The following is a 21,295-nucleotide window of genomic DNA, read 5'->3' as shown; positions in this document are numbered from 1 at the left end:
TCGACTCAGCTCAGCTGCCCGTGGCAGTGCTTGAACTTCTTGCCGCTGCCGCAGGGGCATGGATCGTTGCGGCCGACTTTGTCGCCGTCGCGGACGATTGGCGCCTGCGCGCCCTGCGCCGCGGCGGCTGCGCGCACGTCTTCGGCTTCCTCGTCCGCGCCGTAACCGCCGGCGTCGGCGTGCTGGAACTGGGCCTGGTTGAGCTTGGCCTCGATCTGGCGGCGCTCCTCGGCTTCCAGCGCGGCGATCTCGTCTTCGCTGCGCACGCGCACGCGCGCCAGCATCGTCACGACGTCGTGCTTGACCTTGTCCAGCATCTCGGAGAACAGCTCGAACGCTTCGCGCTTGTACTCCTGCTTCGGCTGCTTCTGCGCGTACCCGCGTAGATGGATGCCCTGGCGCAGGTAATCCATGCGGCCCAGATGCTCCTTCCAGCCCTGGTCCAGCACGTTGAGCATGATGTGCTTCTCCAACATGCGCATTGTCTCGTCGCCCAGCGAGGCTTCCTTCTCGGCGAACAGGCGATCGACTTCCTGCTGCACGTGATCGGTGATCTGCTCGGCATCGAGCTCATCGCTCGACTTGGCCATCTCCGTCAGCGGCAGGCGCACGCTGAACTCGCGATCGATCTCCGATTCCAGGCCCGGCAGGTCCCACTGTTCGTCGATCGACTGCGGCGGCACGTAGCGGCCGACGATGCCGGCGACGACGTCGGCACGGATGCCGTCGACATTGTCCTTGATGCTTTCGGCGTCCAGCAGCTCGTCGCGCTGGCCGTAGATCACCTTGCGCTGGTCGTTGTTGACATCGTCAAAGTCGAGCAGGTTCTTGCGGATGTCGAAGTTGTGCGCTTCCACCTTGCGCTGCGCGTTCGCGATCTGCTTGGTGACCAGCGGCGACTCGATGATGTCGTCTTCCTGCAGACCCATGCGCGCCATGACCTTCTGCACCCAGTCAGCGGCGAAGATGCGCATCAGATTGTCTTCGAGCGACAGGTAGAAGCGGCTCGAACCCGGATCGCCCTGACGGCCCGAACGGCCGCGCAACTGGTTGTCGATACGGCGCGATTCGTGGCGCTCGGTGCCGATGATGTGCAGGCCGCCTGCGGCCTTGACCGCGTCGTGGCGCACCTGCCATTCGGCCTTCAGCGACGCCTTCGTCGACTCGTCCACCGGCACGCCGGTCTCTTCTTCCAGCAGCGCCAGCTCGGATTCCAGCGAGCCGCCCAGCACGATGTCGGTACCACGGCCGGCCATGTTGGTGGCGATGGTGACCGCGCCCGGACGACCGGCTTGCGCGATGATGTGCGCCTCGCGCTCATGCTGTTTGGCGTTGAGCACCTCGTGGTGGATGCCTTCCTTGCGCAGATGCTCGGACAGCAGCTCCGAGACCTCGATCGACGTGGTGCCGACCAGCACCGGCTGGCCGCGCTCATTGGCGGCCTGGATTTCGCGCGCGACCGCGCGGTACTTGCCCGGACGGTTGAGGAACACCGCATCGGGTGCGTCCTTGCGGATCATCGGGCGATGCGTCGGAATCACGACGACTTCGAGCGAATAGATGCTTTCGAACTCGAACGCCTCGGTATCCGCGGTGCCGGTCATGCCCGAAAGCTTGCCGTACATGCGGAACAGGTTCTGGAAGGTGATGCTGGCGAGCGTCTGGTTCTCGCGCTGCACCGGCACGCCTTCCTTCGCCTCGACCGCCTGGTGCAGACCATCGGACCAGCGGCGGCCCGGCAGCGTACGGCCGGTGAATTCGTCGACGATGATGACTTCGCCGTCGCGGATGATGTAGTGGTCGTCGCGCTGGTAGATCGCATGCGCGCGCAGGCCCGCATTGAGGTGATGCACGACGTGGATGTTCTGCGGCGCGTAGAGGCTGTCGTCGCCTTCAAGAATGCCGGCCTTGCGCAGCAGTTCTTCCGCGTGTTCCTGGCCGGCCTCGGACAGGTGCACCTGCTTGCCCTTCTCGTCGACCCAGAAGTCGCCGTCGCCGTCTTCGGTTTCCTGACGCACGAGCGACGGCACGATCCGGTTGACCTTGATATAGAGCTCCGGCGAATCGTCGGCCGGGCCCGAGATGATCAGCGGCGTGCGCGCTTCGTCGATCAGGATCGAGTCGACCTCGTCGATGATCGCGTAGTTGAGGGTGCGCTGGTAACGATCGGCCTTCGACAACGCCATGTTGTCGCGCAGGTAATCGAAGCCGAATTCGTTGTTGGTGCCGTAGGTGATGTCGGCGCGGTATGCATCGCGCTTCGCTTCGCCGTGCGGCATGCCCGGCCAGATCACGCCGACCGACAGGCCCAGCCAGTTGTAGAGCTTGCCCATTTGCGCGGCGTCGCGACGCGCCAGGTAATCGTTGACCGTGATGACGTGGACGCCCTTGCCCTCGAGCGCATTGAGGTAGGTCGGCAGCGTGCCGACGAGGGTCTTGCCCTCACCGGTGCGCATCTCGGCGATCTTGCCCATGTGCAGCACCATGCCGCCGATCAGCTGCACGTCGTAGGGCCGCATGCCCAGCACGCGCTTGCTGGCCTCGCGGCACACCGCGAAGGCTTCGGGCAGGATCTTGTCGAGCGTCTCGCCGTTGGCGACACGTGCCTTGAACTCGGGCGTCTTGGCCTGCAATTCGGCGTCCGACAGCGCCTCCATCTGCGGCTCGAGCGCGTTGATCTTCACAACGATCTTCTCGAGCTGTTTGACGAAACGGTCGTTGCGGCTACCGAAGACGCTGGTGAGCAGGCGATTGAGCATTGGAAGTCCGGGTTCTGGAGACGGAACGCGGTCCGGGGCGGTTTCCCCCGAATCCGCACACAAGAAAAAGGGCGCTGGGCGCCCCTCGATGGCAACACGCATTGTAGCTTGGGGAGCAGAGCGGCGTTTTCAACCGCTTGGCAGTTCGTGCGCGACTGACGTCGAGCGCACAAGACATGACGAGCGAGATGTCGCCTGCACCGGCGGACTGAAGCCCTCCCCTGCGACGCGGGGGAGGGTTGGGTGGGGGCAATCAGCGCAGACCGGAGTGCGTGATCAGGCGCCATATCAAGTGCGATACCCACACGCTTGCGAGCGGGAGGTTCGCCCCCATCCCAGCCTTCCCCCGCACGCGGGAGAAGGAGTAAGCCTTACTGCCGGCTGACGCCCATGTCGCCGAGGAACTTGCGCGGGTTCTGCACGCGGCCGCTCTCCCAGACTTCGAAATGCACGTGGGCGCCGGTCGAGCGGCCGGTGGAGCCGGCCTTGGCGATCTCGTCGCCGACGCGCACCAGATCGCCCACCTTCACCACGTTGCGTGAGTTGTGCGCGTAGCGGGTCACATAGCCGTTACCGTGGTCCACTTCGACCACGTTGCCGTAGCCACTGCGGACGCCCGAATAGCTGACCACGCCATCGGCGACGGTCATCACGCGGTCGCCGGTGCGGGCGTTGAAGTCGATGCCCTTGTGGAACTGGCCGCCGCGACCGAACGGATCGGCGCGGTAGCCATAGGCCGAGGTCATGAAGCTGCTTGCGACCGGCGAGCGTGACGGCAGCGCGTTGCGTTCGATGCGGCGGTCGAACAGCAGGGCCTCGAGCACCGACAGCTGCTGGCCGGAGCTGGCGAGATCGCCGTCGAGCGCGTCCATGCCGCTCAGCAACCTGTGCGCCGGCATGTCACGCGCCGGTTCTGCACCACCCTGGCCGACCGGGCGGTCGAAATCGAACTCGCCGTCTTCGAGGCCCGCGCCACGCGCCAGACGGTCGCCGAGGGCGTTGAGCCGGTTGGCCTGCGCCTGCAGTTCGCCCATGCGGGCGGCCAGCGCGTTGATCTCGCGCTGCGCATCGCGGCGGGTGTCCTCGATGCCGCGTTCGTTCGCCGAGGCCACGCCATGCATGCGCGCGACTTCGGCGGCATTGAGCGCGGCGCCGCCGCACAGGCTCGCGATTGCAACGGCGGTCACAACAGTAAGGGGCTTGCGTGCCGCGAGTGCGCGGGCCTTGACGGCCACCTGCGCAGCGCGGCCGCGCATATCATTCAACAACGAATCTAGAGTCATGCGTGCCAATGTCTGATTTCAGGTCCAGGTCCAAGCCACCCCGCATCGGTGCATCCCGTAGCGGGACTCCGACGGCCGCGCTGGATGCGGCACTGGGTGGTGCGTCGGCCGATCCGATCCGCCGGGCCATGTGGCTCGACGCGTTGGACCGCCGCCTCGTTCCCCTGCTGCCTCCGTCGCTGGCGCCGCATGCGCGGCTGGCCAATGTCGATGGCAACAGGCTGGTCTTCCTCGTCGATTCACCCATCTGGCACGCCAGGCTGCGCCTGTCGGCCGATGTGCTGCTCGACGCCGCCCGGTCCATCGGGCTGGATGTCAGCGACATCGTGATCAGGACCTCGACCCGGCCGCTCCGACCCGAGGTCGATGCAGGCCGCGCACGTCCGAAACCGCCGTCCGCCGTGGCCCGCAGGGCTGTGGCAGCCGCGCTGGCCTCGTTGCAACCGCCAGATGACGACGACAACGGGACGCGATGAGTCAGGAGATCCGTCCTCCCCTGGTCATCGACGTGGACGTCGGGTGAAGGGGAGCGGGCATCCTACCGGCGGTTACACGGCAGGAAGTTAACTGAAAATTAAATATTCAGAAATTTGAAGTTAAATTTTAGTTAGATACGCGGCATGCGCTGAACCATCCCGACGAACCGCTGCCGGAGTTCATGGACGGTTCGCGTAGATGAGTGCGGCGCGTCGTTTCCGGATCCGGGATACCTGCGCGTTGCAATGGACCGCAACCTGTCCGCATCAAACCGAGGTGTCGACGCAGCGTGGCGCCGCAACCAGACAGCACTGGATGACCTTCTATGCGTCCGTCGAAAGCCACGCGTTCGCGGAACGACGCGCTTTGCGATCAGGCGATCGCAGGCGTGCCGTAAGCGACGGGCGCAGGCGCGGTCTGGTCGAAGCTGACCTTCTCCCACGCATCCGCTTCAGCCAGCAATGCGCGCACCAGCTTGTTGTTGAGTGCGTGACCGGACTTGTAGCCGACGAAGCGGCCGAGGATCGGATGACCTGCGAGATACAGGTCGCCCACCGCATCGAGGATCTTGTGCCGCACGAATTCATTGGCGTAGCGCAGGCCGTCGTCGTTGAGCACGCGGAACTCGTCGAGCACGATCGCATTGTCCATCGAGCCGCCGAGGCCGAGGTTGCGCTCGCGCATGTATTCGAGATCACGCATGAAACCGAACGTGCGCGCGCGGCTGACTTCGCGGATGTAGGCCTCGGTCGAAAACTCCACTTCGGCGCGCGACTGCGCGACCGGAATCGCCGGGTGATCGAAGGCGATGGTGAAGTCGAGCTTGAAGCCGTCGTAGGGCTCGAAGCGCGCGATCTTGTCGCCTTCGCGCACTTCCACCGGCTTCAGCACGCGGATGAAGCGCTTGGGCGCGTCCTGCTCCACCACGCCGGCCGACTGCAGCAGGAACACGAAGGGACCGGACGAGCCGTCCATGATCGGCACTTCGGCCGCGGACAGTTCGATATAGAGGTTGTCGACGCCCAGGCCCGCGAGCGCGGACATCAGGTGTTCGACGGTCTGCACGTTGGCCGGGCCGCAGCTCAGGCCGGTGCACAACGTGGTTTCGGTGACGAGGTTGCCGTCAGCGGGAATCTCGACCACGGGGTCCAGGTCGACACGGCGGAACACGATGCCGGTGTCGGGCGCTGCCGGACGCAGGGTCAGGAACACTTTCTCGCCACTGTGCAGGCCGACGCCTGTCGCGCGGATCACGTTCTTGATGGTGCGTTGGCGGGGCATGGGGGAGTCCGCAGGGAGGAAGGTTCCGCGTGTCCGTCATGGGACTGTCATCGGAGCCGGGGGGCAGATTATCACGGCACCGCCTGAACCTGAACGAAAGCGAGGCGGTGCTTCAAAACGCTGGATGCATGTGGAAATCCGCACGACAGCGCTAGAAAACGGTCCACCGGAAACCCCGGTGGACCCAAAGGCGCCGCGCGGACAACGCGACGCCGGGCAAAACATCATGGCGGGAGGACGATCCGCCATGCAGCGGCCTGCCATCGCCGCGCACCGGTCAACGGTGCGCGCGCAACGGACTGCCGCGGTCGACGCGGATCAGTCGGCCTGGCGACGCAGAGCGAGACGAAGCGCTTGCGAGGCACTGCCTCGCGCTTCGTCGCGCGCCCGGCCATGGATGGCCGGGCAGACCTGCCGGAGCCGATGATCTGCGCCAAGGACGGCATCAGTCAGCCTGGCGACGCAGGAAAGCGGGAATATCCAGGTAGCTGCTGTCGCTGCCGAAATCGGCCGCCTTCGGGGCGTCCGACGATTCGGCGCGGGTCGCACCGCGCAGCGGCGATGCCGCCGACGCGCCGCCACCGTTGCCGCGCAGCGATGCCGCGATGCTGTGACCGGGGCTGTACGGGGCCACGGCGTCGGACTCGTCTTCGATCAGCATGCCGGTCGTGCCGTCGCGGACGCCACGCTGGTTGTTGCTGATCAGCTGCACCTGCGGCTTGCCGCGGCCGGCGCTGTCGCCGTTGTAGCCGGTGGCGCGCGCGGGGGCGCGGTTGAGGCCGGTGGCAACCACGGTCACGCGGACTTCGTCCTGCATGTCGGGGTCGAGCACGGTGCCGATGACGATGGTCGCGTCTTCGCTGGCGAAGTTCTCGACGGTGCGGCCGACTTCGTCGAACTCGGCCATCGTGAAGTCCGCGCCGGCGGTGATGTTGACCAGGATGCCGTTGGCGCCGGCCAGGTTGACGTCGTCGAGCAGCGGGTTCTGGATCGCGGCTTCGGCGGCGGCCTGCGCGCGGTCGTCGCCACGTGCGTTGCCGGTGCCCATCATCGCCAGGCCCATTTCCGACATCACGGTGCGCACGTCGGCGAAGTCGACGTTGATCAGGCCCGGACGGACGATCAGGTCGGCGATGCCCTGCACGGCGCCCAGCAGCACGTCGTTGGCGGCGCGGAAGGCCTGGATCATCGTGGCGTTGCGGCCGAGGACGGTGATCAGCTTCTCGTTGGGAATGGTGATCAGCGAGTCGCAATGCGCCGACATCTCCTCGATGCCCTTGAGCGCGACCTGCATGCGGCGACGGCCTTCGAACGGGAACGGCTTGGTGACCACGGCGACGGTCAGGATGCCCATCTCCTTAGCCAGCTGCGCGACGACCGGGGCTGCGCCGGTGCCGGTGCCGCCGCCCATGCCGGCGGTGATGAACACCATGTCCGCGCCCTGCAGCGCATCCATGATGATCTCGCGGTCTTCGAGTGCGGCCTGACGGCCGACTTCCGGGTTGGCGCCTGCGCCCAGACCCTTGGTGACGCTGCTGCCGAGCTGCAGCTGCAGCTTCGCGCCGCAGTTCTTGATCGCCTGCGAGTCGGTGTTGGCGGTAATGAACTCCACGCCGTCGACGCTGTTGTTGACCATGTGGGCGACCGCGTTGCCGCCGCCGCCGCCGACGCCGATGACCTTGATCACCGCGTTTGGAGCCATCTTCTCGACCAGTTCGAAATGTGCCATGTCCGTCGTCCTCTGGGTTTGGGCCGGGTTCGGCGTGGTGTCCACGTCCTTCCCGGCATCTATTGGTTTAGGTGTCGCTTGCCGCACTTGCGTCTGTCGCCGTCGCCCTGCCCGCCGCATCTCGCACTGGCGCGAATCAGAATTCGCCGTTGAACCGCGCCCACATCTTTTTCACCCACCCGCCGGCGCGACCGCCGGAAACCACCGGACGCCGCGGGTGTTCGATCTGGCTGCCCATCAGCAGCAGGCCCACGCCGCTGGCGTGCACCGGATTGCCGACCACTTCGCCCAGGCCCGTGACGTGCTGCGGAATGCCCACGCGCACCGGCATCTGCAGCATTTCCTCGGCGAGTTCGACCACGCCTTCCATCTTCGAAGCGCCACCGGTCAGCACCATGCCGGCGCGGACATGCTGCTCGAAGCCCGAGCGGCGCAGTTCGGCCTGCACCATCTCGAAGATCTCCTCGTAGCGCGCCTGCACCGCCTGCGCCAGCGACTGGCGCGGCAGGCGACGCGGCGGACGATCGCCGACGCTCGGCACCTGGATCGATTCCTCGCTGGTCGCCAGCTGCGCCAGCGCGCAGGCGTAGCGGACCTTGATCTGCTCGGCTTCCGGCGTCGGCGTGCGCAGCATGTGCGCGATGTCTTCGGTGACCTTGTCGCCGGCGATCGGCAGCGAGGCCGTGTGGCAGATCGCGCCCTGCACGAACACCGCCAGATCCGTCGTGCCCGCGCCCATGTCGACCAGCACCACGCCGAGCTCGCGCTCGTCCGAGGTCAGCACAGCAGTGCTCGAGGCCAGCGACGACAGGATCAGATCGTCGATCTGCAGACCGCAGCGCTGCACGCACTTGCTGATGTTGGCGGCGGCCGACTGCGCGCACACCACGAGATGCGCATGCACTTCGAGGCGCACGCCGGTCATGCCGACCGGATTGCGGATGCCTTCCTGCGAATCGTCGAGCACGTACTCGCGCGGAATCGCATGCAAGATCTTCTGGTCGGCCGGAATCGCGACGGCCTTGGCGGCGTCGAGCACGCGATCGAGATCGGCCCAGGTCACTTCGTTGTCGCGGATCGGCACGATGCCCGGCGAGTTGCGGCACTGCACGTGGTTGCCGGAGATCGACGCGTACACCGAGCGGATCTCGCAGCCCGCCATCAGCTCGGCCTCTTCCACTGCACGCTGGATCGACTGGACCGTCGATTCGATGTCGACGACCACGCCGCGCTTGAGCCCGCGCGATTCGTGGCTGCCGATGCCGATGACTTCGATCGGGTTGCCCGGCGAATACTCGCCGACCAGCGCCACCACTTTCGAGGTGCCGATGTCGAGTCCGACGATGAGCGTCTTGTCGCCTTTGCGGTTCATGTGAGGCCGTGCTTCTGGATGCGGAGTGCGTGGGAAATCGGAGCCACCGCGACGCGGTTGGCAGGTGCGCCAGCCGGCGCCGCGGCGCCTGCAGCGGCAGCGGCTTCGGCCGCTTCGGGCTGCGCCCAGACGAGGGCGAAGCCGTTGGTGTAGCGGAGGTCGGCGCGCGCGAGCGGCTCGGCGCGGCCGGTGGTCAGACGCGGCAGCATCCTCGCGAACCGGGCGAGACGCAGGCGCGCTTCCTGGCTGCCGACGATGACTTCGGTGCCGCTCGACAGCGTCAGCTGCCAGCTGCCGCGCGCGTCGAGCGCGACACGCTCGACCTGCACGCCGGCACCGCCGAACAAATCGCGGGATTCGTTGTAGAGCGCGACGATGTCGGCGATGCGGTTCTCGGGACCTTCGAAGTGCGGCATCTCCGCCGGCGCCTCGACGCCCTCGGCGGCGAACAGCCGGCCGCGCGTCGACAACAGACGTGCATCGCCCCAGTGCGCGAACGGCACGTGTTCGGCGATGCGCACTTCCAGCACGTCCGGCCACGTCTTGCGTACTTCGACGCCCGCGACCCACGGCACGCGCGCGACATCGCGCTGCGCGTCGCCGAGATCGACGGCGAAGAAACCGCGCTGCGCATGCGGCAGCACCGCGGCGCGAACACGCGCGGTGTCGACCTGCTCCAGGCCGTCATTGACGCGCAGCACGCGCAGCGGCCAGCGCTCGGCGCCGATCCAGCCGTTGACGACGGCGACCACCGGCAGGGCCACCAGCGCAATCGCCAGTGCCCAGGCCAGGACCCGCGCCATCGTGCCGAACGCCTGGTTCATCGCGGCGCCACCTCCGAGGGAATGGTCGCTTCGAGTACGCGCCAGCACAGCGCCGGATAGTCGATGCCGATCTTCGCCGCGGCCTTGGGCACCAGCGAGTGGCTGGTCATGCCCGGCGCGGTGTTCACCTCGAGCAGCAACAGCGCGCCGGTGCGGCGATCGCGCATCACGTCGACGCGGCCCCAGCCGCTGCAGCCGGCCGATACGAACGCGTCGACGGCGAGCGCGCCGATGCGCGCCTCGTCGTCACCGTCCAGGCCCGGGCACAGATACTGGGTGTCGTCGGACACGTACTTGGCGTCGTAGTCGTACCAGGCGCCCTTGGGCACGATGCGGATCGACGGCAGCGCGCGCGGGCCTTCGACGTCTTCGATCACCGCGACGGTGAGTTCGTCGCCCTCGACCATCTGTTCCATCAGCAGTTCGCCGGGATAGCGCGCGGCGAGTTCCACCGCCGCGTCCAGATCGGCGTCTTCGAACACGCGGCTGATGCCGACGCTCGAACCTTCTTTCGACGGCTTGATGATCACCGGCAGACCGATCTCGCGCGCAGCGGCGTGCACGTCGTCGCCCGGCTGCAGGCGACGGTAGCGCGGCGTCGGCAGATCGAGGCTCATCCACACCTGCTTGGTGCGGATCTTGTCCATGGTCAGCGCCGAACCCAGCACGCGCGAACCGGTATAGGGAATCGCGAACGCATCACACAGACCCTGCACCACGCCGTTCTCGCCATCGCCGCCGTGCAGGATGTTGAACACGCGGTCGAACTCACCGGCGACGATCGCCTTCGCCAGTGCGGGCACGCCGTCGACGGCATGCGCATCGACGCCGCGCGAGCGCAGCGCATCGAGCACGCCCTGCCCCGACTGCAGCGAGACTTCGCGCTCGGAACCCGGGCCGCCGAGCAGAACGGCGACGCGACCGAACACGGCCGGATCGGTGAAGCGCGGCGGCGACAGCGTCAGGCTCATCGCGCGGCCTCCGTTGTCTGGAAGCCGGACTGCGCCAACTGCTGCACGGCCGCGCCGATGTCGCCCGCGCCCATCATCAGCAGCAGATCGCCATCCTGCAGGATGTCGGGCAGCACGCCGGCGAGTTCGTCGGCGCCGTTGACGACGACGGGATCGATGCGGCCGCGCGCACGGATCGCACGCGCCAGTGCTTTCGCGTCCGCGCCGGCGATCGGCGCTTCGCCGGCCGGATAGACCTCGGTCAGCACCAGCGCGTCGACATCCGACAGCACGCCGGCGAAATCATCGAACAGGTCGCGCGTGCGGCTGTAGCGATGCGGCTGGAACGCAACGACGAGGCGACGATCACTCCAGCCACCGCGTGCGGCTTCGAACACCGCGGCGAGTTCCTTCGGGTGATGGCCGTAGTCGTCAACCAACTGCACGCGTGCGCCGGTCGGGGTGACCAGTTCGCCGAGCAGATTGAAGCGGCGGCCGATGCCTTCGAAACGGCCGAGCGCGGCGACGATCGCTTCCGGCGCGACACCGAGCTGCCAACCCACGGCCGCGGCGGCAAGTGCGTTGAGTACGTTGTGGCGGCCGGGCAGCGCGAGACGCGCGCGCACGCGGGTGTTCTCGGGCAGGCACAGCGTGAACGTCATCGCCGCGCCGTCCTGGCCGATGTCCTCGGCGCGCACGTCGGCGTCTTCCGACAGGCCGTAGGTCATCACGTGACGCGGCGTCTCCGACGCGAGACGCGCGACCTCGGCGTCATCGATGCACAGCACCGCAAGGCCGTAGAACGGCAGGCGGTGCAGGAATTCGTGGAACGCGGCCTGTACACGGGCGAAGTCGCCGCCGTAGTTTTCCAGGTGATCGGCGTCGATGTTGGTGACGATCGCGATCAGCGGATTCAGACGCAGGAAGCTGCCGTCGCTCTCGTCGGCCTCCGCCACCAGCCAGTCGCCGCTGCCCAGCCGCGCGTTCGCGCCCGCGGCCAGCAGCTGGCCACCGACGACGAAGGTCGGATCGAGGCCGCCTTCGGCGAGCACGCTCGCGGTCAGCGACGTCGTCGTCGTCTTGCCGTGCGTGCCGGCCACCGCGATGCTGCGGCGGAAGCGCATCAGCTCGGCGAGCATCTCCGCGCGCGGCACCACCGGAATGCGCTGCGCGCGCGCTTCCATCAGTTCGGGATTGTCGTGGCGGATCGCGCTCGACACGACCACGCAATCGGTGCCCAGCACATTCGCCGCGGCGTGGCCGCGATGCACCGTCGCGCCGAGGCGCGTGAGGCGACGCGTGGTCGCGCTGTCGGCAGTGTCGGAGCCCGACACCTTGTAGCCCAGCGTGCACAGCACTTCGGCGATGCCGCTCATGCCGATGCCGCCGATGCCGACGAAATGCACGCGCGAGAACACCTTGGCGAAGTCTTCCTTCGACAGGCCGCGGGTCTGGTGGAGACGACGGATCATGCTTGGCTCCTGCCGCCGAAGCTCGGCTCGACGCGCTGCTGCAGGCGGCTGGTGCCGCGCGACAGCGACGCCGACTGCACGGGCAGCGGGGGCTGGGTAGTGGGGGTAACCGGGCCGGCCGGCGCAGGCGCTACGGCATCGCCGCGCAACCGGGCGACCTGGCGCTGGGCGCGGTCGAGTTCGTAGGAGACGCGCAGCAACAGGCCCATCGCGACACAGGTCATCATCACGCTGGAACCGCCCGAAGACACCAGCGGCAACGTCAGACCCTTGGTCGGCAGCAGGCCGAGATTCACGCCGATCGACACCATGCTCTGCAGACCGATCATCAGCGCCACGCCGAACGCGCAGTAGCCGGCGAAGTGGCGGCGCATCTCGACGCACTTCAGGCCGACCCAGAACGCACGGCCGACCAGCGCGACAAACAGGCCGATCACCAGGCACACGCCGATGAAGCCGAGTTCTTCGGCCAGCACCGAGAAGATGAAGTCGGTGTGCGCCTCGGGCAGGTACGACAGCTTCTGCACCGATGCGCCGAGACCCACGCCGGTGAACTCGCCGCGGCCCACCGCCATCAACGCGTTGCTGAGCTGATAGCCGGCGCCGAGCTGGTCGGCCCACGGATCGAGGAACGAGGTCAGACGACGCACGCGATACGGCTCGAGAATTGCGATGAAGGCGAAGATCGGCAGCCCGATGACGACCGGCGCGGCCATGCGCGGCATGTGTACGCCGCCGAGCACCAGCATGCCGGCGGTCACCGCGAGAATCAGCGAGGCGTGACCGAAGTCGGGTTGCAGCAGCAACAGCGCAACCAGCGCGACGGCGACGCCGAGCGGCTTGAGCATTGCCGGCCAGGTCGCGTTGACCTCGTCGCGGAAGCGCACCAGATAGCTCGCCAGCCACACGATGTAGATGACCTTGACCGCCTCGACCACCTGGAAGTTGGAGATGCCCAGGTTGATCCAGCGATGGGCGCCGTTGACCGAGCGGCCGAGGCCGGGCACGAACACCAGCAGCAACAGGCCGAAGCAGCCCAGCAGCACGAACCGGTCGTACTTTTCGATCGTCTTGAGTTCGGTGCGCATCACTGCAAGCGCGAGGCCGAGGCCGAGCGCGAGGAACATCAGATGGCGCGTCAGGAAGTAGTAGCGGCCAACGCGCATGTCTTCGCCGATCGCGATCGAGCTCGACGCGACCATGATCACGCCGAGCGTCGCGATCGACACGATGATGCCGACCAGCCACGGATCGAAGCGACCGACGATGTCGTCGATCCGCGTCGCCTGGCGGGCGCCGGCGCCGTCGTGGGGCATCTGGTCGTAGGTGCGGGCCATCAGCGCACCTTCAACGTGGCGAGGCCGACCAGCACCAGGATCACCGAGATGATCCAGAAGCGCACGATCACACGCGGCTCGGGCCAGCCCTTGAGTTCGAAGTGGTGGTGGATCGGCGCCATGCGGAACACGCGCTTGCCGGTCAGCTTGAAGCTGGCGACCTGGATCATCACCGACAGCGTTTCGATGACGAAGATGCCGCCCATGATCACCAGCACCAGTTCCTGGCGCACGATCACCGCCATCGTGCCGAGCACGGCGCCGAGCGCCAGCGCACCGATGTCGCCCATGAAGACCATGGCGGGATACGTGTTGAACCACAGGAACCCGAGGCCCGCCCCGGCGATCGCCGCGCAGATGATCACGAGTTCACCTGCGCCCGGCACCTGCGGAATCTGCAGGTAGTTCGAGAACACCGCGTTGCCCGAGGCGTAGGCGAAGACACCCAGGCCGCAGGCGACCAGCACGGTCGGCATGATTGCCAGGCCGTCGAGACCATCGGTCAGGTTCACCGCGTTCGAGAAGCCGACGATCCAGAAGTAGGCGATCGCGACGAAGCTGATGCCGGCCAGCGGCAGCGCGATCGACTTGAACAGCGGCACGTAGAACGTCGTCGCCGCGGCGACGTCGGCATAGAGATACAGATACAGCCCAGCGGCGAGCCCGAAGATCGACTGCAGCAGGTACTTCCAGCGCGACTTCAGACCGTTGGGATCACGCTTGACGATCTTGATCCAGTCGTCGTACCAGCCGATCGCGCCGAAGGCGACCATCACGCCCATCACGACCCAGACATACCTGTTGCGCAGGTCGCCCCACATCAGCACGGACAGGAAGATCGTCAGCAGGATCAGCGCGCCGCCCATCGTGGGCGTGCCGGCCTTGGAGAAATGCGTCTGCGGGCCGTCCCGACGGATCGGCTGGCCACCCTTGAACTGGGCAAGCTTGCGGATCACCGCCGGGCCCAGCCACAGCGACAGCAGCAGCGAGGTCAGCGCCGCGAGAATGCCGCGGAACGTCAGGTACTCGAACAGCTTGAAGAAGTCTTCCAGACCCTGCAGCCAGCGGGCGAGTTCAAGCAGCATGTCCGGTTCCTTCAGTAGTGCGCAGCGCGGTGACCACTCGGTCCATCGCACTGCCGCGCGAGCCCTTGACCAGCACGCGCGCATCGGCGTGCAGGTCGGCCCGCAGCGCTTCGATCAGCGCTTCGTGGGTATCGAATCGGTGCGCACCGTCGCCGAAGGCATCGGCCGCGGCCGCGCTCAGTGCGCCCAGCGCATACAGCCGCGCGATGCCGGCGGACTTCGCGCGCACGCCGGCCTGGGCGTGCATCGCCGCGCCGTCGCTGCCGAGTTCGCGCATGTCGCCCAGCACCAGCCAGCGATCACCGCCGACGGCGGCGAGCGTGTCGATGGCGGCATTGAGCGAGCCGGGATTGGCGTTGTAGCTGTCGTCGATCAGCACCGCGCCGTCGGCCAGCGTGTAGCGGACCAGACGGCCAGCGACCGCTTCGGCGCTGCCGAGCGCGACGACGATCGTGGCCAGCGGCACGCCGGCGGCGAGCGCGATGGCCGTCGCGGCGAGCGCGTTGCGCACGTTGTGGCGACCGGGCAACGGCAGCGTGACGTCGGCCTCGCCCGCGGGCGTGAGCAGACGGAAGCGCGCACCGGTATCGTCGAGGCGCACGTCGCGCGCGGACACGTCGGCGGTGGCCTCGATGCCGAAACGCAGCAGGCGACGGCCGTGGGCACGCTCCGCGAAATACGGTGCGAACGCATCGTCGACATTGATGATCGCGGTGCCGTCGGCCGGCAGCGCGTCGTAGATCGCGGCCTTTGTATCGGCGATACCGAGCAGGCTGCCCATGCGTTCCATGTGCGCCGGCGCGATGTTGTTGACCAGTGCGATGCGCGGTTGCGCGATCGCGGTCAGATACGCGATGTCGCCCGGCTTGCCGGCGCCCATCTCGTAGATCGCGAAGACCGCGTCTTCCGGTGCATCGAGCACCGCCAGCGGCAGGCCGATCTCGTTGTTGAAATTGCCCGGGTTGAAGCTGGTGGGTGCGTGACGCGACAGGATTGCGGCGACCAGCTGCTTGACGCTGGTCTTGCCGTTGCTGCCGGTGATCGCCACGACCGTCGCGGCGCGTGCGCGCTGCACCGCGGTCGCCAGCGCACCGAGCGCGAGCTGCGGATCGCCGACGACGATCTGCGGCAACGCGATGTCGAGCGGACGCGCGACCAGTGCCGCACGCGCGCCGCGGGAGGCGGCATCAGCGACGTGATCGTGCCCGTCGAAGGTGTCGCCCTTCAGCGCGACGAACAGCAGCGCATGCACTTCGGCCGCGTCGAGCTTGCGGGTATCGGTGGCGACGGCATCGATCGGAAAATCGCTGTCGACGCCGTGCAGACGACCGTTGACCAGCTGTGCGATGCGGGCGAGCGACAACGGATTCATGACCGCGCCTCCGCATCACGTGCATCGAGCGCGGCCTGTGCGACGACGCGGTCGTCGAACGCATGCTGCACGCCGTCGATCTCCTGGTAGGGCTCGTGGCCCTTGCCGGCGATCAGCACGATGTCGCCCGGCTTCGCTTCGCCGATCGCACGCTCGATTGCGCGACGACGGTCGCGCTCGATCGTGACGGCGTGGGGCTTTGCGAAGCCGGCCATGATGTCGGCGACGATCGCATCGCCGTTCTCGCCGCGCGGGTTGTCATCGGTGACGATCACGCGGTCGGCATTCGCCTCGGCGATCGCCGCCATCTGCGGACGCTTGCCGGTGTCGCGCTCGCCGCCGCAGCCGAACACGCAGACCAGTTCGCCGCGCAGATGGCCGCGCAGCGACTGCAAGGCCTGCTGCAGCGGATCGGGCTTGTGCGAGTAGTCGACGACGACCAGCGGCTGCGTGTCGCCGCCACCGAGGCGGTTCATGCGGCCGGCAATCGGCTGCAGACCGGCGAGCACGCGCACGATGTCCGCAGGCGCGTACGCCAGCGCGCGCAGCACGCCGGCGACGACCAGCAGGTTGTCGACATTGAAGCGGCCGAGCAGCGCCGCGCGCACGGGCAGCGACTGGCCGTCGATGCGCAGCGTGAAGGCGATGCCGCGGTCGTCGAGCGCGATGTCGTGCGCGGCGATGTCGGCGGCGGTATTGCCGGCGGCGCTGATGGTGATCGCACGGACGCTGTCGGCGAGCTGCGCGGGCAGCGTCGCGCCGAAGGCGTCGTCGATGTTGATCACGGCGGCCTTGAGGCCTTCACGCACGAACAGCTTGGCCTTCGCCGCGCCGTAGCCGGCCATGTCGCCGTGGTAGTCGAGATGGTCGCGGGTGAGATTGGTGAACACCGCGATGTCGTAATGCACCGCGTCGACGCGGCCTTGGTCGAGCGCGTGCGAGCTGACTTCCATCGCCACCGCGGCTGCGCCGGCGTCGCGCAGCTGCGCGAGCAGCGTATGCGTCTGCAGCACCAGTGGCGTCGTGAAGCCGGTCGGCTCGACCGCGCCATGCAGGCCGGCGCCGAGCGTGCCGATGGTGCCGGCGCGCGTGCCGATGGCCTCGAAGGCCTGCGCGAGCAGCTGCACCGTCGAGGTCTTGCCGCTGGTGCCGGTCACGCCGACCATCGTCATCGCGTGCGAGGGCTGACCGTGGAATGCATCAGCCATTGCACCCATGCGCGCACGCAGGCCGGCGACGGCGATCGCATCGGCCGGCAGCGACGGAATCTCAGCCGGCACCGGCGGCTCGAACAGGATCGCGCTGGCGCCGGCGGCGCGCGCGATGTCGGTGAAATGCAGGCCGTGCGTGCCGAAGCCGCCGATGGCGACGAAGGCATCGCCCGGACGGATCGCGCGGCTGTCCTGCACCAGACCGGTGATCACCGTGTCGGCCGGCACCGCAGCGACGTCGGGCAGCAATGCGTTAAGGGCCATCGCGCGGCTCATCGCTGACCTCCGGCGACATGCGCCGCAGCCACCGGCACGCGCGTCGTCGATGCGGCCACGGGGGCGACTGGCGCGCGCACGGGCGTCGTCGGCGCGGGTGCCGTGGACGCGGGCGCGACTGGCGCAGCGTGGCCCTGCTCACGCGCACGCTTGGCATCGGCCGTGGCCTGCGCGGCCAGCCATGTGTCGATATCGTCCGGCGGCACGTCCATCAGGCGCAGCGCACCGTCCATGACCCGCTGGAATACCGGCGCGGACACGTAACCGCCGCCGTAGGTGGAACCGCCCTTCGACGCGTCCGGCTCGTCGATGACCACAGCCATCGCGAAGCGCGGGTTCTCCACCGGCACCAGGCCGGCGAAGAATGCGAGGTAGCGCCGCGCATAGCCGCCGCCGCTGGCCTTGCGCGCGGTGCCGGACTTGCCGGCGACGTGATAGCCGAGAATCGCCGCACGCGTGCCGGTACCGCCGGGCTCGGTGACGGTCTGCATCATGCGCACCACTTCGTCGGCAACCGCAGCCGACACCACCTGGTGCGATTCGCCGGCTTGTCCCTTGACGAAGGTCGGTGTGATCGAACGGCCGTGGTTGCCGAGCGTGGCGTACGCGTGCGCGATCTGCATCGGCGTGACCGACAGGCCGTAGCCGTAGGACATGCCCTGCTTGCTCGTGCCGCTCCAGCGCGACGGATCCGGGAACAGGCCGGCGGCTTCGCCCGGAAACCCGCTACCGGTGCTTTGGCCGTAGCCGAAGCTGCGCACGAAATCGTAGAAGTACTGGTTTTCAAGCTTGTGCACGATCATCGCCGAGCCGACGTTCGAGCTCTTGGTGATGATGCCGGTCGTGTCGAGCACACCGTAGTTGCGGAAATCGCTGGTACGGAAGCGGCCGTTCGCAATCCAGCCCGGGCTGGTGTTGAACGTGCTGTTCGGCGAGATGACGCCCTTCTCCAGCGCCGCGGCGACGGTGATCGGCTTCATCGTCGAGCCGGGCTCGAGCAGATCGGTGACCGCGCGGTTGCGGTGCGCGTCGCGGTTTTCGCCGGTGACGCGGTTGTTGTTGTAGGTCGGCAGGTTGGCCATCGCCAGCACTTCGCCGGTCGCCACTTCCAGCACGACGATCGAACCCGCCACCGCGCCGGTCTCTTCCAGCGCGCGGCGCAGTTCGCGATGGGCGAGGAACTGGATGCGGCGATCGATGCTCAGCACCAGATCCTTGCCCGGCTCAGCGGCGCGCACCAGGCTCACGTGTTCGACGATGCGGCCGTGCCGATCACGGATCACGTTCTGCGCGCCCGGCACACCGGCCAGCCATTCGTCGAACGCGAGTTCCACGCCTTCCTGGCCGTTGTCGTCGATGTTGGTGAATCCCAGCACGTGCGAAACCGCTTCGCCCTGCGGATAGAACCGGCGGTATTCGCGCTGCGAGAACACGCCCGGCACGCCGAGATCCAGCACGCGCTTCGCCGCCACCGGGCTGATCCGGCGGTGGCGCGGGATGTACATGAATTCCTTGTCGGCGCGCTGCGACACCGCGCGCGACAGTTCCTCGAGCGGCAGACCGGTGGCCTGCGCCAGTTCGGGCAGACGATCGGGATGCTTGCTCAGTTCCTGCGGATTCGCCCACAGCGACTCGACCGGCGAAGAGATCGCCAAGGGCTCGCCGTTGCGGTCGGTGATCATCCCGCGCGAGGCCGGAATCGGCACTTCGCGGCGGAAGCGCGCATCGGCCTTCTGCTGATAGAAGGCGTTGTCGATCAGTTGCAGATCCACCGCGCGGCCGACCAGCGCCACCGCGCCCAGACCCAGCGCACCGGCGACCAGCGTCAGGCGCAGGCGCAGATCGAACTGCGCGCGCTTGCGCGGCTTCTTGGCGTGGCCGTCGCCGGTCTTGATGAACTTGCGGAAGTTCATGGGCGCACCACGACGATTTCGGCCGTCTCGGGGAAGCGCATGCCCAGACGCTCACGCGCGACCTGGTCGACGCGATTGCTCATCGCCCACGTCGCCTGTTCGAGCTGCAGACGGCCGAAGTCGATGTTGAGTTCGTCGCGCGCGCGCTCCAGACGGGTCAGGTCGATGTAGAGCTGGCGGTAGTCATGGCGCGCGTGCACCACGCCGATCGCAGTGATCACGTTGGCGGCGAGCAGGATCGCGACGACGAGATGGCGCAGCTTCATGCCGCCGCCTCCAGCTTCTCGCCCACGCGCAGCACCGCGCTGCGGGCGCGCGGGTTGGCGCGCAGTTCGGTCTCATCGGCCTTGGTCGCGTCGGCGACGATGCGCAGGCGCGGCACGAACGGTGCGGCTTCGGGCAGACGGCGGTTGCCGGCCGGCGCCTTCGCGTGACCGGCGATGAAGCGCTTGACGATGCGGTCTTCCAGCGAGTGGAAGCTGATCACCGCGAGACGGCCGCCGGGACGCAGCGCCGCGAGCGCGGCATCGAGACCGGTTTCGAGATCGGCCAGTTCGCGGTTGATGTGGATGCGGATCGCCTGAAACGAACGCGTCGCCGGATTCGTTTCCTTCTGGCCCGGCTTGGACTTGCCGCGCGGCACGTTGGCGCCGATCACCGCAGCCAGGTCGGCGGTGCGCAGGAACGGCGTCTCGGCGCGACGCGCGACGATCGCTCGCGCGATGCGGCGGCTCATGCGCTCCTCGCCGTAGGTCCACAGCACGTCGGCGATCGCGGCCTCGTCGGCGCGCGCGATCCATTCCGCGGCACTTTCGTCCGCGTCCGGATCCATGCGCATGTCGAGGGGACCGTCCTTGCCGAAGCTGAAACCGCGCTCGGCGACGTCGAGCTGCGGCGAGGACACACCCAGATCGAACAGCACGCCATCGAGCGGCGCTTCGGTGACATCGCTCCAGCGGGTGAGTTCGATGAAGCTGCCACGAAAGATCGACACCCGCGGGTCGTCGCCGAAGCGGGCTTCGGCGACCGCTATCGCGTCGGGATCCTTGTCCATCACCAGCAGGCGGCCGTCGGCGCCCAACTGCGCGAGCACACCGGCGGCATGGCCGCCGCGACCGAAGGTGCCATCGAGGTAGCGGCCATCCGGGCGCACGTGCAGGCCGTCGAGCACCTGCGCGTACAACACCGGGAGGTGGCCGGACATCGCATCCGTACCACCGGCGGTCACAACGGCAACCCTTCGAGATCGTCGCCGGACATGTCCTCGTCGGTCAGGGTCTGGCGGATCTGCGCTTGATGCGCCTGCTCGCTCCAGAGTTCGAACTTGTCACCCATGCCCACCAGCACCGCGCGGCGGTCGATACCGACCGTGTTGCGCTGACTGGACGGAATGCCGATGCGGCCACTGGCGTCGGGCTCGAGCACGGTGGCGGCGCCGACCAGCTTGAGCTGCAGGGTGCGGTTGCGGGCCAGGGTGCGCGGCAGCGCATTGACCTGGTCGCGCAGCGTTTCCCAGGCCTTGAACGGGTAGAGGTACAGCCCGCCCGCATCGAACGGGTTGTAGGTCAGGACCAGACGGTTGTCACATTCACGCGCGACGAAGTCCCGATAGGCGGTTGGAATCGCCAGTCGGCCCTTTTCATCGATGGTGATGGCGGTCTCGCCCTGCAACACGTCCGTTCCTGCCCGTTGAGTGCCCGTCTGAAGCGGGCTTTGGCGTTCGGAAAACCACGAAATTCCCGGTTTCCCCACGAGTCGCCACCTTAGGACCCGTCATTTGGGTTGTCAACAGCTTTGTGGAGAGCTTTTCACCTGTCTGGTCAATGACTTGCAGCACTCTTCAGAGACTTGTTCAAGCTTTATCCACAAGCTTCTGTTTCGTCTCAAATTTTGAGATTTGAGCGATTTCGGGGATGAACGGAACCCTCACGTGAGCTTCACGAAATCTGCTTGT

The 21,295-nt window shown here is 67.4% G+C and carries 17 protein-coding genes; 1 reads left to right on the top strand and 16 read right to left on the bottom strand.

Features of this window, described 5'->3' with window-relative positions; all coding sequences use genetic code 11:
* Positions 1 to 5: 5 nt before the first annotated feature.
* Complete coding sequence (gene secA, locus ACZ9YD_RS16800; RefSeq protein WP_465076414.1) at positions 6 to 2,759, bottom strand: preprotein translocase subunit SecA; 2,754 nt, start codon at positions 2,757 to 2,759, stop codon at positions 6 to 8.
* A gap of 371 nt (positions 2,760 to 3,130) precedes the next feature.
* The gene (locus tag ACZ9YD_RS16795; RefSeq protein ID WP_465076413.1) at positions 3,131 to 4,042 is read right to left on the bottom strand and encodes a M23 family metallopeptidase; all 912 of its coding nucleotides are present in this window, start codon (positions 4,040 to 4,042) and stop codon (positions 3,131 to 3,133) included.
* Between the two features lie 8 nt (positions 4,043 to 4,050).
* Here ACZ9YD_RS16795 and ACZ9YD_RS16790 point away from each other — a divergent pair, with 8 nt between their 5' ends.
* Positions 4,051 to 4,518, top strand: coding sequence for a DciA family protein (locus ACZ9YD_RS16790; RefSeq protein WP_465076412.1), 468 nt, complete (start codon positions 4,051 to 4,053; stop codon positions 4,516 to 4,518).
* 373 nt (positions 4,519 to 4,891) lie between these two features.
* Here ACZ9YD_RS16790 and lpxC read toward each other — a convergent pair whose 3' ends face one another.
* The 14 genes from lpxC to ACZ9YD_RS16720 all read right to left on the bottom strand — a co-directional run bounded on the left by lpxC (position 4,892) and on the right by ACZ9YD_RS16720 (position 21,015).
* On the bottom strand, positions 4,892 to 5,800 hold the full coding sequence (gene lpxC, locus ACZ9YD_RS16785) for a UDP-3-O-acyl-N-acetylglucosamine deacetylase (RefSeq protein WP_465076411.1): 909 nt from the start codon (positions 5,798 to 5,800) through the stop codon (positions 4,892 to 4,894).
* Positions 5,801 to 6,245: 445 nt separating this feature from the next.
* The gene (gene ftsZ, locus ACZ9YD_RS16780) at positions 6,246 to 7,529 is read right to left on the bottom strand and encodes a cell division protein FtsZ (RefSeq protein WP_465076410.1); all 1,284 of its coding nucleotides are present in this window, start codon (positions 7,527 to 7,529) and stop codon (positions 6,246 to 6,248) included.
* Between the two features lie 136 nt (positions 7,530 to 7,665).
* Positions 7,666 to 8,901 carry a cell division protein FtsA gene (gene ftsA / locus ACZ9YD_RS16775; RefSeq protein ID WP_232134303.1) on the bottom strand — a complete coding sequence of 412 codons (1,236 nt, stop codon included), beginning with the start codon at positions 8,899 to 8,901 and terminating at the stop codon, positions 7,666 to 7,668.
* Positions 8,898 to 9,725, bottom strand: a complete 828-nt coding sequence (locus ACZ9YD_RS16770) for a cell division protein FtsQ/DivIB (RefSeq protein WP_465076409.1) — start codon at positions 9,723 to 9,725, stop codon at positions 8,898 to 8,900. The genes ftsA and ACZ9YD_RS16770 overlap by 4 nt, the downstream gene beginning before the upstream one ends.
* Complete coding sequence (locus ACZ9YD_RS16765; protein WP_465076408.1) at positions 9,722 to 10,696, bottom strand: D-alanine--D-alanine ligase; 975 nt, start codon at positions 10,694 to 10,696, stop codon at positions 9,722 to 9,724. Before ACZ9YD_RS16765 ends, ACZ9YD_RS16770 begins: the two co-directional genes overlap by 4 nt.
* Complete coding sequence (gene murC, locus ACZ9YD_RS16760; protein ID WP_465076407.1) at positions 10,693 to 12,147, bottom strand: UDP-N-acetylmuramate--L-alanine ligase; 1,455 nt, start codon at positions 12,145 to 12,147, stop codon at positions 10,693 to 10,695. Before murC ends, ACZ9YD_RS16765 begins: the two co-directional genes overlap by 4 nt.
* Positions 12,144 to 13,484 carry a putative lipid II flippase FtsW gene (gene ftsW, locus ACZ9YD_RS16755; protein ID WP_465076405.1) on the bottom strand — a complete coding sequence of 447 codons (1,341 nt, stop codon included), beginning with the start codon at positions 13,482 to 13,484 and terminating at the stop codon, positions 12,144 to 12,146. Before ftsW ends, murC begins: the two co-directional genes overlap by 4 nt.
* Positions 13,484 to 14,569, bottom strand: coding sequence for a phospho-N-acetylmuramoyl-pentapeptide-transferase (gene mraY / locus ACZ9YD_RS16750; RefSeq protein WP_465076404.1), 1,086 nt, complete (start codon positions 14,567 to 14,569; stop codon positions 13,484 to 13,486). Before mraY ends, ftsW begins: the two co-directional genes overlap by 1 nt.
* A complete protein-coding gene (locus tag ACZ9YD_RS16745) occupies positions 14,559 to 15,941 on the bottom strand; it encodes a UDP-N-acetylmuramoyl-tripeptide--D-alanyl-D-alanine ligase (protein WP_465076403.1) in 1,383 nt (460 codons plus the stop codon). The genes mraY and ACZ9YD_RS16745 overlap by 11 nt, the downstream gene beginning before the upstream one ends.
* A complete protein-coding gene (locus tag ACZ9YD_RS16740; protein WP_465076402.1) occupies positions 15,938 to 17,428 on the bottom strand; it encodes a UDP-N-acetylmuramoyl-L-alanyl-D-glutamate--2,6-diaminopimelate ligase in 1,491 nt (496 codons plus the stop codon). Before ACZ9YD_RS16740 ends, ACZ9YD_RS16745 begins: the two co-directional genes overlap by 4 nt.
* Positions 17,425 to 19,341, bottom strand: a complete 1,917-nt coding sequence (locus ACZ9YD_RS16735) for a peptidoglycan D,D-transpeptidase FtsI family protein (protein WP_465076401.1) — start codon at positions 19,339 to 19,341, stop codon at positions 17,425 to 17,427. The genes ACZ9YD_RS16740 and ACZ9YD_RS16735 overlap by 4 nt, the downstream gene beginning before the upstream one ends.
* On the bottom strand, positions 19,338 to 19,607 hold the full coding sequence (gene ftsL, locus ACZ9YD_RS16730) for a cell division protein FtsL (RefSeq protein ID WP_425491041.1): 270 nt from the start codon (positions 19,605 to 19,607) through the stop codon (positions 19,338 to 19,340). The genes ACZ9YD_RS16735 and ftsL overlap by 4 nt, the downstream gene beginning before the upstream one ends.
* Entirely contained in the window at positions 19,604 to 20,545 is a 942-nt protein-coding gene (gene rsmH / locus ACZ9YD_RS16725) for a 16S rRNA (cytosine(1402)-N(4))-methyltransferase RsmH (RefSeq protein WP_465076400.1), read from the bottom strand. Before rsmH ends, ftsL begins: the two co-directional genes overlap by 4 nt.
* Before the next feature lie 20 nt (positions 20,546 to 20,565).
* Complete coding sequence (locus ACZ9YD_RS16720) at positions 20,566 to 21,015, bottom strand: division/cell wall cluster transcriptional repressor MraZ (RefSeq protein ID WP_465076399.1); 450 nt, start codon at positions 21,013 to 21,015, stop codon at positions 20,566 to 20,568.
* Positions 21,016 to 21,295: the final 280 nt, after the last annotated feature.

This window comes from Luteimonas sp. AC640a (genome assembly GCF_979256585.1).
The sequence above is the reverse complement of the archived record's forward strand: the minus strand, read 5'-3'. Positions and strand labels throughout refer to the sequence as shown.

Coding starts and splice junctions, on each gene's coding strand:
- rsmH (WP_465076400.1), bottom strand. CDS start 20,545: ATGTCCGGCCACCTCCCGGTGTTGTACGCGCAGGTGCTCGACGGCCTG.
- mraY (WP_465076404.1), bottom strand. CDS start 14,569: ATGCTGCTTGAACTCGCCCGCTGGCTGCAGGGTCTGGAAGACTTCTTC.
- ftsW (WP_465076405.1), bottom strand. CDS start 13,484: ATGGCCCGCACCTACGACCAGATGCCCCACGACGGCGCCGGCGCCCGC.
- ftsA (WP_232134303.1), bottom strand. CDS start 8,901: ATGAACCGCAAAGGCGACAAGACGCTCATCGTCGGACTCGACATCGGC.
- ACZ9YD_RS16790 (WP_465076412.1), top strand. CDS start 4,051: ATGTCTGATTTCAGGTCCAGGTCCAAGCCACCCCGCATCGGTGCATCC.
- ACZ9YD_RS16770 (WP_465076409.1), bottom strand. CDS start 9,725: ATGAACCAGGCGTTCGGCACGATGGCGCGGGTCCTGGCCTGGGCACTG.
- secA (WP_465076414.1), bottom strand. CDS start 2,759: ATGCTCAATCGCCTGCTCACCAGCGTCTTCGGTAGCCGCAACGACCGT.
- ftsL (WP_425491041.1), bottom strand. CDS start 19,607: ATGAAGCTGCGCCATCTCGTCGTCGCGATCCTGCTCGCCGCCAACGTG.
- ACZ9YD_RS16735 (WP_465076401.1), bottom strand. CDS start 19,341: ATGAACTTCCGCAAGTTCATCAAGACCGGCGACGGCCACGCCAAGAAG.
- lpxC (WP_465076411.1), bottom strand. CDS start 5,800: ATGCCCCGCCAACGCACCATCAAGAACGTGATCCGCGCGACAGGCGTC.
- ACZ9YD_RS16740 (WP_465076402.1), bottom strand. CDS start 17,428: ATGAGCCGCGCGATGGCCCTTAACGCATTGCTGCCCGACGTCGCTGCG.
- murC (WP_465076407.1), bottom strand. CDS start 12,147: ATGATCCGTCGTCTCCACCAGACCCGCGGCCTGTCGAAGGAAGACTTC.
- ftsZ (WP_465076410.1), bottom strand. CDS start 7,529: ATGGCACATTTCGAACTGGTCGAGAAGATGGCTCCAAACGCGGTGATC.
- ACZ9YD_RS16745 (WP_465076403.1), bottom strand. CDS start 15,941: ATGAATCCGTTGTCGCTCGCCCGCATCGCACAGCTGGTCAACGGTCGT.
- ACZ9YD_RS16795 (WP_465076413.1), bottom strand. CDS start 4,042: ATGACTCTAGATTCGTTGTTGAATGATATGCGCGGCCGCGCTGCGCAG.
- ACZ9YD_RS16765 (WP_465076408.1), bottom strand. CDS start 10,696: ATGAGCCTGACGCTGTCGCCGCCGCGCTTCACCGATCCGGCCGTGTTC.